This is a genomic window from Rhodococcus sp. WY5 (assembly GCF_018588185.1).
In the GTDB taxonomy this organism is placed as follows: domain Bacteria; phylum Actinomycetota; class Actinomycetes; order Mycobacteriales; family Mycobacteriaceae; genus Rhodococcus_F; species Rhodococcus_F qingshengii.
On record NZ_JAAMPR010000001.1, the window covers coordinates 6141298 to 6156469 of the forward strand.

General features: G+C 61.2%; 16 protein-coding genes and 1 riboswitch. Of the genes, 13 read left to right on the plus strand and 3 right to left on the minus strand.

From position 1 onward, the window contains the following. Window positions 1-31: 31 nt before the first annotated feature. Window positions 32-823, minus strand: a complete 792-nt coding sequence (locus G4D79_RS28395; protein WP_007734701.1) for an SDR family NAD(P)-dependent oxidoreductase — start codon at window positions 821-823, stop codon at window positions 32-34. 166 nt (window positions 824-989) lie between these two features. After that, entirely contained in the window at window positions 990-1148 is a 159-nt protein-coding gene (locus G4D79_RS28400) for a hypothetical protein (RefSeq protein WP_156423192.1), read from the minus strand. A 156-nt stretch (window positions 1149-1304) separates the two neighbouring features. Here G4D79_RS28400 and G4D79_RS28405 point away from each other — a divergent pair, with 156 nt between their 5' ends. From G4D79_RS28405 to G4D79_RS28435, 7 genes are all read left to right on the plus strand, one after another. Then, the gene (locus tag G4D79_RS28405) at window positions 1305-2162 is read left to right on the plus strand and encodes a siderophore-interacting protein (protein WP_099697073.1); all 858 of its coding nucleotides are present in this window, start codon (window positions 1305-1307) and stop codon (window positions 2160-2162) included. A 41-nt stretch (window positions 2163-2203) separates the two neighbouring features. Then, a riboswitch (cobalamin riboswitch) is annotated at window positions 2204-2385 on the plus strand. A gap of 57 nt (window positions 2386-2442) precedes the next feature. Then, the gene (locus G4D79_RS28410) at window positions 2443-3456 is read left to right on the plus strand and encodes an ABC transporter substrate-binding protein (protein WP_042452430.1); all 1014 of its coding nucleotides are present in this window, start codon (window positions 2443-2445) and stop codon (window positions 3454-3456) included. After that, on the plus strand, window positions 3457-4209 hold the full coding sequence (locus G4D79_RS28415) for a trans-aconitate 2-methyltransferase (RefSeq protein ID WP_099696957.1): 753 nt from the start codon (window positions 3457-3459) through the stop codon (window positions 4207-4209). Continuing rightward, window positions 4206-5246: an iron ABC transporter permease gene (locus tag G4D79_RS28420; RefSeq protein WP_042452436.1), complete on the plus strand. Its 1041-nt coding sequence runs from the start codon at window positions 4206-4208 to the stop codon at window positions 5244-5246. Before G4D79_RS28415 ends, G4D79_RS28420 begins: the two co-directional genes overlap by 4 nt. Next, the gene (locus tag G4D79_RS28425; RefSeq protein ID WP_058038896.1) at window positions 5243-6016 is read left to right on the plus strand and encodes an ABC transporter ATP-binding protein; all 774 of its coding nucleotides are present in this window, start codon (window positions 5243-5245) and stop codon (window positions 6014-6016) included. Before G4D79_RS28420 ends, G4D79_RS28425 begins: the two co-directional genes overlap by 4 nt. 25 nt (window positions 6017-6041) lie before the next feature. Beyond that, complete coding sequence (locus tag G4D79_RS28430) at window positions 6042-6902, plus strand: hypothetical protein (RefSeq protein WP_099696958.1); 861 nt, start codon at window positions 6042-6044, stop codon at window positions 6900-6902. Window positions 6903-7040: 138 nt separating this feature from the next. Further along, the gene (locus G4D79_RS28435; RefSeq protein WP_058038894.1) at window positions 7041-8243 is read left to right on the plus strand and encodes a CaiB/BaiF CoA-transferase family protein; all 1203 of its coding nucleotides are present in this window, start codon (window positions 7041-7043) and stop codon (window positions 8241-8243) included. Here the strand turns inward: G4D79_RS28435 and G4D79_RS28440 are convergent. Then, window positions 8201-8809 (minus strand): TetR/AcrR family transcriptional regulator, encoded by a 609-nt coding sequence (locus G4D79_RS28440; RefSeq protein ID WP_007734687.1) that lies wholly within the window; start codon window positions 8807-8809, stop codon window positions 8201-8203. The genes G4D79_RS28435 and G4D79_RS28440 overlap by 43 nt on opposite strands. A 115-nt stretch (window positions 8810-8924) precedes the next feature. Between G4D79_RS28440 and G4D79_RS28445 the strand changes: the two genes are divergently transcribed. From G4D79_RS28445 to G4D79_RS28470, 6 genes are all read left to right on the plus strand, one after another. Next, window positions 8925-10481: a long-chain fatty acid--CoA ligase gene (locus tag G4D79_RS28445; RefSeq protein ID WP_063315142.1), complete on the plus strand. Its 1557-nt coding sequence runs from the start codon at window positions 8925-8927 to the stop codon at window positions 10479-10481. A gap of 12 nt (window positions 10482-10493) precedes the next feature. Continuing rightward, complete coding sequence (locus G4D79_RS28450) at window positions 10494-11678, plus strand: acyl-CoA dehydrogenase family protein (RefSeq protein WP_063314921.1); 1185 nt, start codon at window positions 10494-10496, stop codon at window positions 11676-11678. A gap of 59 nt (window positions 11679-11737) precedes the next feature. Continuing rightward, window positions 11738-12109: a YidH family protein gene (locus tag G4D79_RS28455; protein WP_081557457.1), complete on the plus strand. Its 372-nt coding sequence runs from the start codon at window positions 11738-11740 to the stop codon at window positions 12107-12109. After that, on the plus strand, window positions 12106-12420 hold the full coding sequence (locus tag G4D79_RS28460; protein ID WP_007734680.1) for a DUF202 domain-containing protein: 315 nt from the start codon (window positions 12106-12108) through the stop codon (window positions 12418-12420). The genes G4D79_RS28455 and G4D79_RS28460 overlap by 4 nt, the downstream gene beginning before the upstream one ends. 132 nt (window positions 12421-12552) lie before the next feature. After that, window positions 12553-13878 (plus strand): MFS transporter, encoded by a 1326-nt coding sequence (locus G4D79_RS28465; RefSeq protein ID WP_099696959.1) that lies wholly within the window; start codon window positions 12553-12555, stop codon window positions 13876-13878. Between the two features lie 74 nt (window positions 13879-13952). Beyond that, complete coding sequence (locus tag G4D79_RS28470; RefSeq protein ID WP_081557456.1) at window positions 13953-15164, plus strand: serine hydrolase; 1212 nt, start codon at window positions 13953-13955, stop codon at window positions 15162-15164. Window positions 15165-15172 lie beyond the last annotated feature (8 nt).

The following is a 15172-nucleotide window of genomic DNA, read 5'->3' on the forward strand; positions in this document are numbered from 1 at the left end:
TGCCTGTGCGGGCCGTCAGACGGACGCAGAATCAGGCGTGCGTGCCGCCGTCGATCCGGATCTCCGTGCCAGTGATGAAGGCACCATCGTCGGATGCCAACATCGCGATAACTCCCGCAACACTTTCCGGCCCGGCCATGGGGGCACCACCGGACTCCAGATCAGTGCTCAGAATCGGTGACAACTTGCCGAAGAGCGACCAGTCGGTGTCTTCCGGCAAGTACGACGCCGTAGTGTCGGTGATCCCGCTCTTCACACTGCCCGGAGCCACCGCGACGGCACGCAGACCCTGCTTGCCGTATTCGAGAGCCAGTGCGTGAGTGAAGGACTGGATTCCTCCCTTACTTGCGGCATACGCGGCCATGTACGGGTGCGCGAAGGCCGCGGAGGTGGAACTGAAATTCACCACGACTGCGTTGCCGGTGGCAAGGAGAGCCGGCAGTGCCTGGCGGGTAACGAGGAAAGTGCCCGTCAAATTCACGGAGAGCACCTGATTCCACAGGTCCAGCGAGGTCTCGTGGGTGTGCCCACCACGCAGTATCCCGGCGGCGTTGACCAGTACGTCCAATCCCCCGAGAGACGAAATCGCCTGACCCACAACCCTGATGACGGAACCCTCGTCACCGATATCGACGACGAGGGTGTCGAGGCGATCCTCCGTCGAAGCATGTTCTGCCGATTTCCGGGTGTTCGCCAAACCCTGCTCGGAGATGTCGGCAGCGACCACGCGGCCACCTTCGGCGAGCAACCGCAGCGCGGTGGCCTGCCCGATTCCAGATCCTGCGCCGGTGACGAGAATACGACGACCTTCGAAACGATTCATTGCTGTGTACCTTTCACGAAAACGAGTTGGCTGGCATTCCAGGCTCGGTGGCGCCGACACTCACAACTCACCCGCGAGAAATCTCAGGTACGGGAAATGCGCAGCACTGCAACAGGTGTGGCACTGCAAAATCCCGGCGAGGCAATGCTCGCCGAAGTGGCGAATGTCAGACGGATCCGGCCGGTGCGGCCAAGGCTCTTTCGATCCAGACAAGACCGGACGGGCGGCGGTCGATCGCCTTACGCCCACGTCGGAAAGTCGCTACGCCGAATCGGGCCGCGCGCAGTGCACGGCCGGAAGCGAGAGAACAGCGGCGTATGGACATCACAGGCACGGTAGCAGCGCCGGCACCACTCGCTCAACCGCGTCGTTTCGAGACCCGAATCATTCAGGTAATCAGATGTCACTTCTGGACAACTCGCTCGACTTAGGCAGCGCTAACCTGGCGGCATCCCGAAAACCCGATCCAGGAGCACAGTCGATGACACATGCAGACGCCTCGCGCACAACAACTCCCCCGATGACTGTCCTACGGACCGCTGACCACAATCGCGGACTCAACGACGTTCTCGCGATCGTCGAAGCGATGGAGCGACCGAGCGATCACCTGCTGCGGATCACGGCTCGTTTGACGGAGTCGACCGACGATCCGACCTGGTCACGCCCGAATGTGACCGTACGCATGAATCTCGGGCCGGCCTTCGACGACGCTTCGCGCGTGTACACGGTGCGTTCCTACGATTCAGCGAGCGGATCGATCGTCGTCGATGTGGTCCTGCACGGACAGACCAGTCCGATGATGAGGTGGGCAGCAGCGTTGGCCGTCGGTGACACCTTCGGCCTCACCGGTCCGCGGCCACACTTCTTGATCCCTGATGTTCCTGGTCGACGTATCGCACTTTTTCTGGACGGCACCGCAATACCCGCATTGCACTCAATCATCGAGCAGTTACCTACCGACGTCGTCGGAATCGGCTGGGTCACAACAGATGACGAGGTCGCCTTCGCCGAACTGCCCGCCCTCCCCGGCCTGGAGCTTCACCGCGTGAGCGCAGATCCGGCCGAGCCCGACGGCCCACTGGCGGTACGAGCACGCGAGCTCGCCAATCCCGCGAGCTACGTCGTGTGGGGCGCCGGTGAACGCAACGAGATGCACGCAATCCGGAAGCACTTTCGATCGACCGTCGGACTCGACAAAAACGACGTCGCGATATTCGGATATTGGAAGGAGGGCGTCAGCAACACCGAAATCGACCTCCGTCGACGCGAGAACTACGAGCGCATCCTCGCCGACGGCGGAACCCTCACCGACATCGACGACCTGGCCATCGAGATCTGATTGCCTCACACCAGCCGACCTGACCGGCGGTGCACTGCGGTGATAAGTTCCTCTGTGCCAGCGGACCTCCACACAGGGGGTTAGGGAATCCGGTGTGAATCCGGAACTGACGCGCAGCGGTGAGGGTGACCGCCCGGGCTTACGCCACTGGATGAGAATCTGGGAAGGCGCTCGGGTGGGGCGATCTCGAGTCCGAATACCGGCTGGCAGCAGGGGTCAACAGGCGCCTGTTCACACGGTAACGGGCTCCGCGAACGAGCCCCTGCGAGAACGAGATTCCATGCGTCTGTCCAGACTTCGCCTACCCGCCGCCGCCGTCGCTGCCCTGTTGAGCGCGTCGTTGGTTGCCTGCTCCTCCGACGACAGTGCTGCCCGACAATCCAACTCTTCCGAACAATCGCGCGTGACAGTCCAGAACTGTGGCCGAGACGTCACGGTGGAGCGACCGATCGAACGGGCAATCGCGGTAAATCAACCTGCAGCAGAGATGCTGTTCGCGCTGGGAGTGCAGGACCGGATGGCCGGGTACGCCATGAGCGATGACGATGTCCTCCCAGAACTGCGCGAGGCGCGTGGTCAGGTCCAGGCGTTCGACACCGAGTTCCCGTCATTCGAAAGTGTCCTCGAACGCGAACCGGACATGGTTTACACGACGTTCAACTACACGTTCACCTCGGAGGGCATCGCCGACCGGATCAAGTTCACCGACCTCGGTGTCGCGACATATCAGTCACCCAGCGAGTGCACCGGTCAGGATGCCGAGCAGAGCAAGGCCCTCACGCTCGACGACTTGTACGACGAAATCGACGACGTGGCAACACTGTTCGATGCCAAGGACAAAGGTGTCGAGCTCACCGAGAGTTTGAAGGATCGCGCGGCCACCGCCACGGCGGCACTGGGAGCTGAGAACGTGACGCTGGCGTGGTGGTACGCAGCCACGAAGACTCCGTACTTCGCCGGGTGCTGCGGTGCACCGGGAATCATGACCGACGCGGTGGGTGCGAAGAACGCCTTCGACGACAACAAGCAGTATTGGCCCGAAATCGGTTGGGAGAGTGTGCTCGATCGAGACCCGACCGTGCTGGTGCTCGCAGATCTCGACCGCGGTGGAGACGGCGACAGTGCCGCAGACAAGATCGCGTTCCTCGAATCGGACCCGGTCGCCAGCAAGCTCACCGCAGTGAAGAACAAGCGTTACATCATCCTCGAAGGAACGACGATGGATCCCTCGATCCGCAATGTCGGTGGCATCGAACAGCTCTCCGACGGGCTGCGCCAGTTGGGTGTGGTCTAGATGTCCGCGCAGATCAGTGAACTGGTGCGTCGGTGGGACGACCAGCAGGCGGCATACATCGCCGACCGTGAGAAGCGCTTCGACGTGATTCTCGACGTTCTCGAATTGCAGCACGCGCACACCCCGTTCACGGTTGTCGACCTGGCCTGCGGGCCGGGTTCACTGAGCGCCCGAATTCTCGAGAAGTTCGAGCATGCGAGCGTTGTGGGGATCGACTACGACCCGATGCTGCTGGAGCTCGCCCACCAGTCGTCGACGCGTTTCGGTGACCGACTGCAGCTGATCGACGCAGATCTGGCGGGAGCCGATTGGCCGAATTCGGTGGCTGCGCCGGTTCAGGCGATAGTGTCGACAACCGCGCTGCACTGGTTGCAACCGCAGCAGCTCGTCGAGGTGTACCGGCAGTGCCGCGAACTGCTGAGTCCGGACGGAGTCCTGCTCAACGGTGATCACTTTCGTTTCGACAGCCGCTTCCCTGTCATCGGGCGATGGGCGAAGGCTCACGACGAGCAGACGCAACGCTCCGCCTTTGCTGCCGGTGCTCCCGAGTGGGAGAGCTGGTGGGAGGAGTTGCGGGCAACTCCCGGCATCGGACCAATGACCGACGAGCGAGAGCGCAGATTCGCCGGACGTGACGCCACTGCGCCCACGGCCGTCGACTTCCAGTTGGCGGCGCTCGCGCAAGCAGGTTTTCGGGAGTCGGGGACGGTCTGGCAGCTGTTCGACGACTACGTGGTCTACGGCGTGAGATGACGACAAGAGTTCGGCTGCGTGACAACCCGACGACCGTCACCCTGCTGTGGATGATCGGTGTTGTCACGCTGGCCGGATCGGCTGCCGTGGCAATCACGTTGGGGCCGGCCGGTCTGTCGGTCGGTGAGGTGGCTTCGATCGTCGTCGGCCATCTCGGCGGTACCGCGGCGGACGTCACCCCTATCCGTGACGGCATCGTCTGGGACCTCCGTCTGCCGCGTACCCTGCTCGCCGCGCTCTGCGGTGCCGGTCTCGGGTTGTGCGGTGCGATCATGCAGTCGCTGCTTCGCAATCCGCTGGCCGATCCGTTTGTCCTCGGTATCTCGTCCGGCGCCTCGACCGGTGCCGTACTGATCGTGATCCTCGGAGTCGGGTCGGGAGTGATCGGCTTGTCGAGCGGCGCCTTCATCGGCGCGGTGATCTCCTTCGCCCTTGTGTTGCTGCTCGCCCATGCGGCCGGCGGCACGCCGGATCGGGTGATCCTGGCCGGTGTCGCCGCGACCCAACTGTTCTCCGCGCTCACCTCGTTCATCGTCATCACCTCGGCCGATCCCGAGCAGACCCGCGGCGTGATGTTCTGGCTCCTGGGCTCACTCGGCGGCGCCGACTGGCTCGACGTCGCACTCTGCGCTGCGGTGGTCGCAGTCGGCCTCGTGGTCTGTCTGACTCACTCCCGCGCACTCGACGCCTTTGCCTTCGGCGAGGACGCGGCGTCGTCGCTGGGGGTGAACGTGTGGCGGGTGCGTGTGACCCTGTTGTTGGCAACAGCCTTGATGACCGCGGTGATCGTGAGCGTCGCAGGCGCCATCGGCTTCGTGGGCCTGGTCCTCCCGCACGCGGCGCGGGCTCTCGTCGGTTCGAACCACCGCCGACTCCTGCCTGCGTCCGCACTGATCGGCTCCATCTTCCTTGTCTGGGTCGACGCAGTAGCACGCACAGCCATTGCGCCGCAGGAACTCCCGGCCGGTGTGGTGACCGCGCTGGTCGGTGTGCCTGCGTTTGCCGTCATCCTCTGGAGACGGAAGGCCAGGCCATGACACTCGAAGCTGCCGGCGTCAGTTGGCGGGTCGGCGGGGCGCTCATAGTCGACGACCTCGACGTCTCGCCTACAACCGGAAGTACGGTGGGGCTTCTCGGCCCCAACGGTTCGGGGAAATCGACGCTGCTGAAACTGCTTGCCGGGCACAATCGTCCGACGTCCGGTGTCGTGACCCTGGACCGAACCCCGTTGTCCGACTGGAAACGCCGCGACGTCGCGCGTCGGATCGCGACCGTTGATCAGCACAGCAACACCGAGATCGATCTGACGGTCGCGGAGGTAGTCGAACTCGGACGCACACCGCACCGCGGACTGTGGGGTGGGCAGTCGGATTCCGATCGCGACGCCGTTCGGGCAGCGATCGAACACACCGACCTCGCCGGCATGCTGGACCGGTCGTGGCACACCCTGTCCGGCGGGGAGCGCCAACGCGTCCAGATCGCGCGCGCCCTCGCTCAGGAACCTCACGAGTTGCTACTCGACGAGCCGACCAATCACCTGGACATCAACCATCAACTCGAATTGCTCGCGCTCGTGCGACGCCTCCCCACCACCACGATCATGGCATTGCACGATCTGAATCTGGCCGCCATGTTCTGCGATTCGATAGTGATGCTGAACCGGGGATCCATCGTTGCCCACGGAAGCCCGACCGAGGTCCTCACCGCTGACCTGATAGCCGAGGTCTACCAGGTCGACGCCGAGGTTCGCCTGGACGGTCCCGGCGGAGTACCTACCGTGCGATACCTTCCGCCTTGCCACATGTAACCGTTCCGAGTGCCAATATGGATACGTGACCCTCGATGATGTCGCCAACGAACTGTACGGGCTCGACCCCGGCGAGTTCGTCGAGGCGCGTACACATCATGTGAAGGCCGCCCGGGAGGACAACGACCGCACATTGGCCGCGGAAATCGGCAAACTTCGGAAGCCGACCACCGTGGGGTGGTTGGTCAATCTCATCTCGCGCGATGCACCAGAGGATCTGGATGCACTTCTCGCGCTTGGCGAATCGCTACGCGACGCTCAACGCCATCTCTCGGGCCCGGACTTGCGACGGCTGACGACACAGAGGCAGGAGGTGGTGCGGAGTCTCGCCCACAAATCCGGTGAGATCGCGGCTTCACGGGGAAAAAGCGTCGGCGAGGATGCTTTACGTGATGTCGCGCAGACCCTCAATGCCGCTCTGGCCGATGAGGAGACTGCCGCGCAGGTTCGACTCGGACGGGTCGTGACCGCGGCGAGTTACAGCGGTTTCGGACCCGCCGGGCTCGCCGTGGTGAATGAGAAATCACCGCAGCACGCCGCGATTGAAGAGCCGACGACTCCGAAGTCGAAAACTCCGGAACCGAAGGCCGAACAAGCCAGAGCAAAAGCAGAATTGAAGGAAGCCACGGCGCAGGCCGACGAGATCCGCCGCCGGGTGAAGTCCGAGACCGCCGAACTCCAGGAAGCCAGAACGACGCTCTCCGACGTCGAACGGCGCGTTGAAGAACTGCGCACCGAACTCGAGCACGCTGAGCAGCAACGGCAGTTCGCACGGAACGCCGAGAAGACCAGTGACGCTGCGGTTCGAGAATCCGAGAAGGAACTCCGTGTTGCTGAGCGTCGCGTCGACAAAGCAGAACAAAACCTCGCCGCAATCAATTCGTAGACATCCTGTTCATTAATCGATAGTCTGCCAATTATCGATCAGGTTGATCATCCTGGGATCCAGCAGTTACGAACAATGCCGTGCCGATGAGGGTTTGGCGTTATCGGCTACTGCCTCGACAGTCTTCGGAGTGTGAACATGGACAGCGACAACACGTCGGAATGGAGTTTCTTACACGGCAAGCGCGTTCTCGACCTCTCTCGCCTTCTGCCCGGCCCGTTTGCGACGACGCTGCTCGCAGATCTGGGCGCCGACGTGGTCAAGGTCGAGAACCCGAAGCGACCTGATCCCACGCGGGCAGCTGGTGAACGGATGGCTTCGTTGAACAGGAACAAGCGATCGATCGCGCTCGATCTCCGTCTCGAATCCGATCGCGAGACGTTCCTTCGACTAGTCGAGACTGCAGATGCAGTGGTCGAGGGGTTCCGGCCACAGGTACTGGCAGGCATGGGACTCGGCTACGACGTACTTCGAAAAGCCAACCCACGCATCGTATTATGTTCGATCACCGGTTACGGGCAGTCCGGACCCTATGCCGACAAGCCGGGGCACGAATTGAACTTCCTCGGCCTTTCCGGCTTTTTCGCAGTTCCCGGGTGCACCGACGGAGTCGTCACCCGCCCTGGTATCCGGGCCGGTGATCTGGTGGGTTCGATGTACGCAGCACTGTCCATCTCGGTTGCTCTCGCCAGCGTGGACAAGCACGGACGCGGACAACACATAGACATTTCCCTCGCCGAGGCTGCAACCGCCTGGTGCGCGCCTTTCGCGCTCATGATCCGCGATATCGAGAACCCTACCGATTCACCGACCGTCCAGGGAGACAACGACATTTTCGAGACGTCCGACGGTTGCTTGCTTTCACTTGCCACTTTCGAAGACAAGTTCTGGATCGAGTTCCGAACAGCATTCAGCGCTGAGTTTCCGGCACTGAACACACTGCGCTACGACGATCGATGGACCCGAACACAGCACAAGGCAGAGTTGCGGGAACTCCTGGTCACCACCTTCGGTACGCACACATACGGGTGGTGGGAAAAATCGTTGACTGCGATCAATGCCCCGTGGGCGCCGGTGTTCACCGACGCCGGACAACTGATGAGCGATCCCCATGTCGTCGCTCGAAACCTGTTCAGCGAGGTCGCGACCGAAAACGGAGAAAGCTGGCCCCAGATGAGATTCCCGGCGCAATTCAGCTTGGGACTGAACAGTTTTCGACTTCCGACTCCGTACGTGGGCGAGCACACCGAGTCGGTTCTCGACGAAGCCGCCGCGGCAACGGCGAGACGTGACAGCGGCTATTCGGATTTCAATTCGCCGTCGAAACCCGAAGACCAGTAACGTCCCCGCAACGAAAGTTCGAGCAGCATCTCGGTGACTTCTTCCGGCGTCAGCGGTGGCGGGTCGGACTCGAGCCACCACTGCATGACCGCGATCTGTTCACCCACCCATGCCCGCGAGAGTACTTCGATGTCGATTCGCGGAGTAACCCCGAGCGCTTCTGCCCGTGCGGAAAATATCCGCACAGCGGCGACGCTGCGGTCTTCGACGAACTTTCGCAGCGCCTTGCCATCCCCCTCACCACGCAGGATCACACGGTAGACGTCACGTTCCTCAGCGGCATGCCTGAACATCTCGAGCACAGGCTTGCCGGTGAATCCGATCGAAGAGGCGGGAATGAGTGGACCGAGCCGCTCTTGCAGGTCATCGGCCAGATCGGACACGACTTGACCGAGCAAATCGTCTTTGTCGGTGTAGTGACTGTAGAACGTCGCCCGACCCAAATCTGCACGGTCCGTGATGTCTTCGACGGTGATCCCGGCATATCCCCGTTCCAGAACGAGCGAGACCAAGGCATCCCGCAGCAATCGTCGGGTACGCCGGACACGTCTGTCTTCTGGAGGCATTGGGTTCCCTTCCTTCGCACTGTTGTACGAAGCATAGTTCAACATTGACAGGACGATCGAATATAGACAGACTGTCCATTAACATTCGTGATGTCGATTTTCTCTGGAGATGTCCATGAACCTCGGTACTTATCTCGCCCGAAGCGCCAGCTACTACCCCGATCTCGAAGCCCTTGTCTGCGGCGAAGGCCGGTGGACCTACAGCGAGCTCGATACGGCCGCAAACCGTCTCGCGTCCGCTCTCGCAGTGACCGGGACACGGCCCGGACACATGATCGGAACCTTTGCCGGAAACTGCGGGGAACTCGTAGTGACCGAAATGGCCTTGTACAAGGGAGGATTCGTCAGGGTGCCGATCAACGCACGACTGGGCGCCGACGAACTCGGGCATATCCTCGCCGACGCCGATGTGCGTGTCCTCTTCGTCGACCCCGCCCATGCCGAGATGGCGCTGAAGGTCGTCGCCGACGCAGGGCTGAACTGCAGGGTGATCGACTACAGCACTTCGACTCCCGGCGCGGACAGTTATCACGAACTGACGACAAGGGGCAGCGAAGACAACGTCGAGGTGGACGTCGACATTGACGCCCCGGCTGTCCTCAACTACACATCCGGGTCCACCGGCAAGCTCAAGGCTGCGGTCCAGAGTCACGGCAACCGCTTGGCGAACATGCGCAAGCGACTGATGAGCCCCGAAGGCGCGCCGACTGTTGGTGATCGCTACCTCGCCCCCGGCCCGATCACACACGCTTCCGGCATGGTGATGCTCGGAATGTTCGCCAGGGGCGCCGCAGTGGTGATCCTGCCGGCATGGGACACGAGGACGTTCCTGCAGACCATCGAACGTGAGCGGATCACCACCACCATGGTGGTCCCGACGATGCTCAACTTGCTGATGGACCATCCGTCGGTTACCGAAGTCGACCTGAGCTCTCTGCGCTGCATCGGCGTAGGCGCAGCGCCGGTTTCTCCACAACGGTTGCGCGACGCGGTAAAGGTGTTCGGTCCCATCGTCATTCAGGGATACGGGCTCGGCGAAACGACCAGCGTCGTCACTGTCTTGACCGCTGAAGACGTGGTGCGCGGTATCGAATCCGACCCTGAGCTTCTTCTCTCGTGCGGCCGGCCGGCATACGACACCGATGTTCGCGTGGTCGACGACAACGGCGTACAGGTCCCGGCCGGCACGATCGGCGAGATCGTAGCCAGTGGTCCGGACTGTGTCCGCGAATACTTCCACGAACCCGAGCTGTCGGCTGAGACGTTCAGGAACGGCTGGGTCCACACGGGCGATGTCGGCTATTTCCGCGAAGACGGCTACCTGTTCATCGTCGACCGCAAGAAGGACATGATCATCTCGGGCGGATTCAACATCTACTGCAGCGAGGTGGAGGCCGCTTTGTACGAACATCCCGCCGTTTCCGAAGTCTGCGTAGTGGGAGTTCCCGATCCGAAGTGGGGCGAAGCAGTCAAGGCTGTTGTCGTGACCAGAGATGGAACTGACACCACCGCAATGGAATTGATCGCGCACTGCTCGACGCGTCTGGCAAGCATGAAGAAGCCACGTTCGGTCGACTTCGCAGATTCGTTGCCTGTCAACCGAAACGGCAAGATCGATCGCCGCGCGATTCGCGCGACCTACTGGACCACCGCTGACCGTCACGTCAACTGACAGGAAATAGACATGTCATTCGCTCTCACCCCTACCTACGAAGACAATCCAAGACTTCAATCGCTCGTCGAGCGTCTACGCGACTATCTCGACGGCGAACTAGCCGAGTACGAAGCCGAATTGGGTCTCACTCAAGAATCCCACTACATCCGTGAGACACTCGAGCCAGTGTGGAGACGCAGCCGCGAACTCGGCTTCTACGGAATACACCTCCCCACTGAACTCGGCGGCCAGAACCTCACCTATACCGAACTCGCCGCACTCAAAGAAGAGGTCGGTGCATCGCCGCGGGTCCTCGCGACGTCCGTGCTCGGAGACATGGGTGGCCCACTCCGCGCGGGATCGATCTTTCAATACGCCACCGAGCACCAGTTGGAAAAGTACTTGATTCCGGTGCTGCGAGGAGAGAAGGCGTGCTGCTTTTCTCTCACCGAGAACGACGCAGGTTCCGATGTTCGCGGCATGCTCACCACAGCTACCCCGGACGGTGCCGGATGGCGCCTGAACGGCCACAAGGTGTTCTCGTCCGCGGGCCCCTTCGCCGACTTTTCGGTCCTGATCGCAAAGATGGCATCCGACGGCGACGGACCGGATTCGTACTCGGCCTTCCTGGTCGACTTGGATTCTCCTGGCTGCACAGTGGCGGACGGTGACGTCCCGATGTCCGGTCAGCACATCGAAGCGGACATCATCCTCGACGGCTGCTACGTGGGGCCGGAACAGCTTCTCGGAAATGTGGGCGAAGGCTTGAGAATCGGACTCGGTCGAGTCACAGTCAACCGGTTGTTGCACTGCCCCACCGTCCTCGGCGGAGCCCGCCGAGCACTGGAATTGTCGTTGGAGTACAGCAAGACTCGCCAGGTGCAGGGCGCTCCTCTTGCGATGTTGCAGTCCATCCAACACAAACTCGCCGACATGGCGACCGACTACTACGCTGCGCGCTCGATGACCTACGACGCACTCGCCACACTCGATGCCGGTGGGAGTCCGCGTACCGAAGCATTTATGTGCAAGCTGTTCGTTGCCGAGAAGGCCTTCACCATCGCCGACCACGCAGTTCAGATTCACGGAAAAGCCGGGGTCATCCGTGGTTCGGAGGTCGAATCACTGTTCCAGCGGTTGAGGATGTTCCGAATCCTGACCGGCTCCTCCGAGATTCAGAAGAACGGAATCGCGCGTCAATTACTCACCACCTGAAGATCATTCAAGGACAGTCGTATCCAATTTCGCGCCCGCCGGGTCGTCATACGCTCGACGTGACGGCCTGGCGGGCACTCGACATTTCGGAGGCAATCACCGTGATCGATCACGAACCGGACTACAGATTCAGTCTTGCGAACGAACGAACATTTCTGGCTTGGATACGAACTGCGTTGGGGTTGTTGGCAGGCGGCGTCGCAGTCGGTCAGTTCTACGTATCCGAAAACGACAACAATATGTACAAAATGCTCGGAGTCGTGTGCACCGTCGTGGCGTCGGCTGTAGCGCTCGGCGCGCTCAGACACTGGAAGGCCGTCCAAACCGCGATGAGGCGTGATCTTCCCTTACCCACGTCACCGATGATCGCGCTTCTCGTCGGTGGGGTGTGTGTCGTTGCGGGTCTCGGCGTAGGGATGACCGTGTTGTGACGAAAAACGAGCCGCCCGGACTGCAACCCGAGCGAACCGTGCTCGCCTGGCGACGAACTGCCCTCTCCTCTGTGACTGTGTCAGTGATCACCGGTCGCGAAATCGCTTTGCATCCGTCCGTTCTACGAATCGCAGTGTTCGCCACGCTCATCATTACGACTGCCGGAGTCATCGTGGGCACGACAATCCGTCATCGTCGACTCAGTCTGGACGACAAGGATTCTCGAGAAATACCGTTCATTGTCATGGCGACTTTGGCCGTAGGCGTCACGGTTGCGGGACTCGGCACCTGCACTGTCATCCAACTTTGAACAAAGAGATAGACAGTATGTCTATTTATGTATATTGTCTCCATTAATGCTCACTGTGACTCAGTGCACAGTCGACCGCCGAGCGCTGCCCACCGCGCCCAAGCAATCATCGGCATTTTTCGAGAGGGAACAATGACCACAGAACTTGCGGCACCTACTCAGTTTCCACGCAGTCGGCGAGGTAAGAACCTCGCACTCCTGACCGGCTCCACGGCAATGGACAACGCCGAAAGCAGCGTGACGTCCGTGCTCTTCCCGCTCATGCGCGAGGCCATGGGATTGTCATCGGCGGCGCTCGGCACGATCGTTGCAGTGGCCAAGGCCGTCGGGGTCTTCACGGCAATCCCCTGGGCGTTCCTTGCCCGACGATATTCTCGTAAGTCGGTACTTGCCATCTGTTCAGGGTTCTGGGGTGTCTGGGTAATCCTGGCCGGATTGTCCGGCAGTTTCACTCAGTTTCTCGTCCTCTATGCGATCGGCGCCGCAGGTTTCGCCGGCGCCGGCTCGATTGCATTGTCCATCCTCGGAGATCTGTACGAGGACGCCCGGAGGGGCCGCGCAACGGGATTGGTATACGGCGGCGTCGCCGTCATCACCGGCGCGACCGCCCCGATATTCGGGCTTTTGTCTCGCTTCGAAGATGGATGGCGCTACGGATACATCATCACCGGTGCAATCTGCATCGCCATCGGTGTGCTTATCATGCTTTTCCTCGACGATCCTGAATCCGCCGATGCGCGCGCACAGACGACCACCGACGATCTCGGCTCCAAAGCAAGATTCTGGCGCGAAGGGATACGAGAGCTACTCGCTATCAAGACATTCCGATACTTACTCGTACAACGCGCATTCTCGGGCCAGAACGTCATCATGAGCTTCAGCATCGTATTTCTCGTCGAGGAGCACGGATTCACGACCGCAACTGCTTCGATCATCGCACCGCCCTTCGCAATCGGGTACCTGCTCGGCACGTTCGTCGGCGGACGAGTCAACGACGCCGTACACGTCAAACGACCCCGAAACGGTCGCATCATCATGCTTCAGGCCAGCCAACTCGGATTCGCGGCCGCAGCACTGATCGCTACGCAGATTTCCTGGAACAGCATCGGCGTCTACGCGGTCTTGTTCGGGATCGTCGGCGTCCTTCAAGGTCAGGTCCCAGTGGTCAATCGGCCGATTATCATGGCCGTAGTTCGTCCGGAACTGCGAGCCCTGGCCTTTGCCGTCTCCGTCTCGACAGTCGAAGCGCTGGCCTACGCCGGATACGCTGTCTTGGTCGGAACCCTCGGCGACAGAATCGGATTGCAAGGCGCGCTCTTCATCGTCACCGTAGTGCTGACCACCGTCAACGGGGTCGCTTCAGGCGCACTGTATCGCCCCTACGCCCGCGACAGTGCGGCCCTACTCTCCGGGCCATCCGCCAACCCCCTACATGAACAGAATGCGCTTCGGCACTAGGCAATTCAGTTCATCAACTACGAACGCGGCAATCAACACTCCAACTCGGCAATCAAGACGGAAGTAGACCTCAGATGGCACGAAACATCGCAACGGATGACATCCCCTGGGCGCGCGGATTCACCGACCCGGCCGACGTGCGCCAACAAGCCACAACCATACGAGAGATGGTTGCGACTCGCCGTGTGTGGCGCGGCGACGGACCCAAATGGACCCTCCCGACCGACTACACGGATCTGTCCGGTGTCACATTGAACCTTCCGGATCAGCCGAAGCAGACGGTGTCCGAGTTCCTCGCGGGTGCGCACAGTGACGGTATCGCAGTGCTACATCGGGGACGCATCGTGTACGAGAGTTACTTGCACGGTTGCGAACCGCACGAACCGCACCTCAATGCATCGATGGCGAAATCCTACGTCGGTTTGATGGCTGCACTGGTCGAAGCACAAGGATTGTTCGACCGCGACGATCGGGCGTCGAAATTCATTCCCGAGTTGGCAGGAACTGCGTTCGGAGACAATCGGATTCAGGACCTTCTTCACATGGGCACTGATGTAACGTACGGCGGTCGGCCGTTCCATCGCACCATCGAAGCCAGCCGTTTCTGGGCCGTAGTCGCCCCGAAGCTGCGCCCCATGAATTACCGCGGCCCGGAGACCATTCTCGAGCACCTCGCCACGGCACGCACTGCGGGCCCGACCGGCGTCGAATTCCGCTACGAGAACGGCAATGTCGAGACTGTCGGAGAAATACTGCGCCGCGTGACCGGAACTTCACTCGCCGAACTACTCAGTGAGCTGGTCTGGTCAAGAATCGGAGCCGAAGAAGATGCGTTCTACATAGTCGACTCCGCTGGAACGGAAATGGCGGCGGGCGGATTCAGTGCGACCCTTCGAGACGTGGCCAGAGTGGGTGAGATGATTCGTTGTGACGGTGCCGTCGAGGATCGTCAGGTGATCCCACCGCACATCGCGCGATCGATGACCGCGGGAGTGCCCGCAGGCTATCCTTCGGAGGTCAGAAGCCCGCGTGCCCCTGTCGATTCCCCCGCGACGATGAGCTACCACGACTACTGGTGGATCCTCAATGATCCGTTCGGATCGTTCATGGCAAGCGGAATCCATGGCCAGAGGCTCTTGATCTCACGCGACCTGGAGTTTGTGGTCGCGCATTTCGGAGCCCACATCCTTTCGCCTGCAATCGACACCCCGAACTTCGTACCCGCGTTCCTTCAGATCGGCACTCACTTGGTATCGAACGCTCGCGGAGCGGTCCCCGTCAGCTGAGGTTTCCT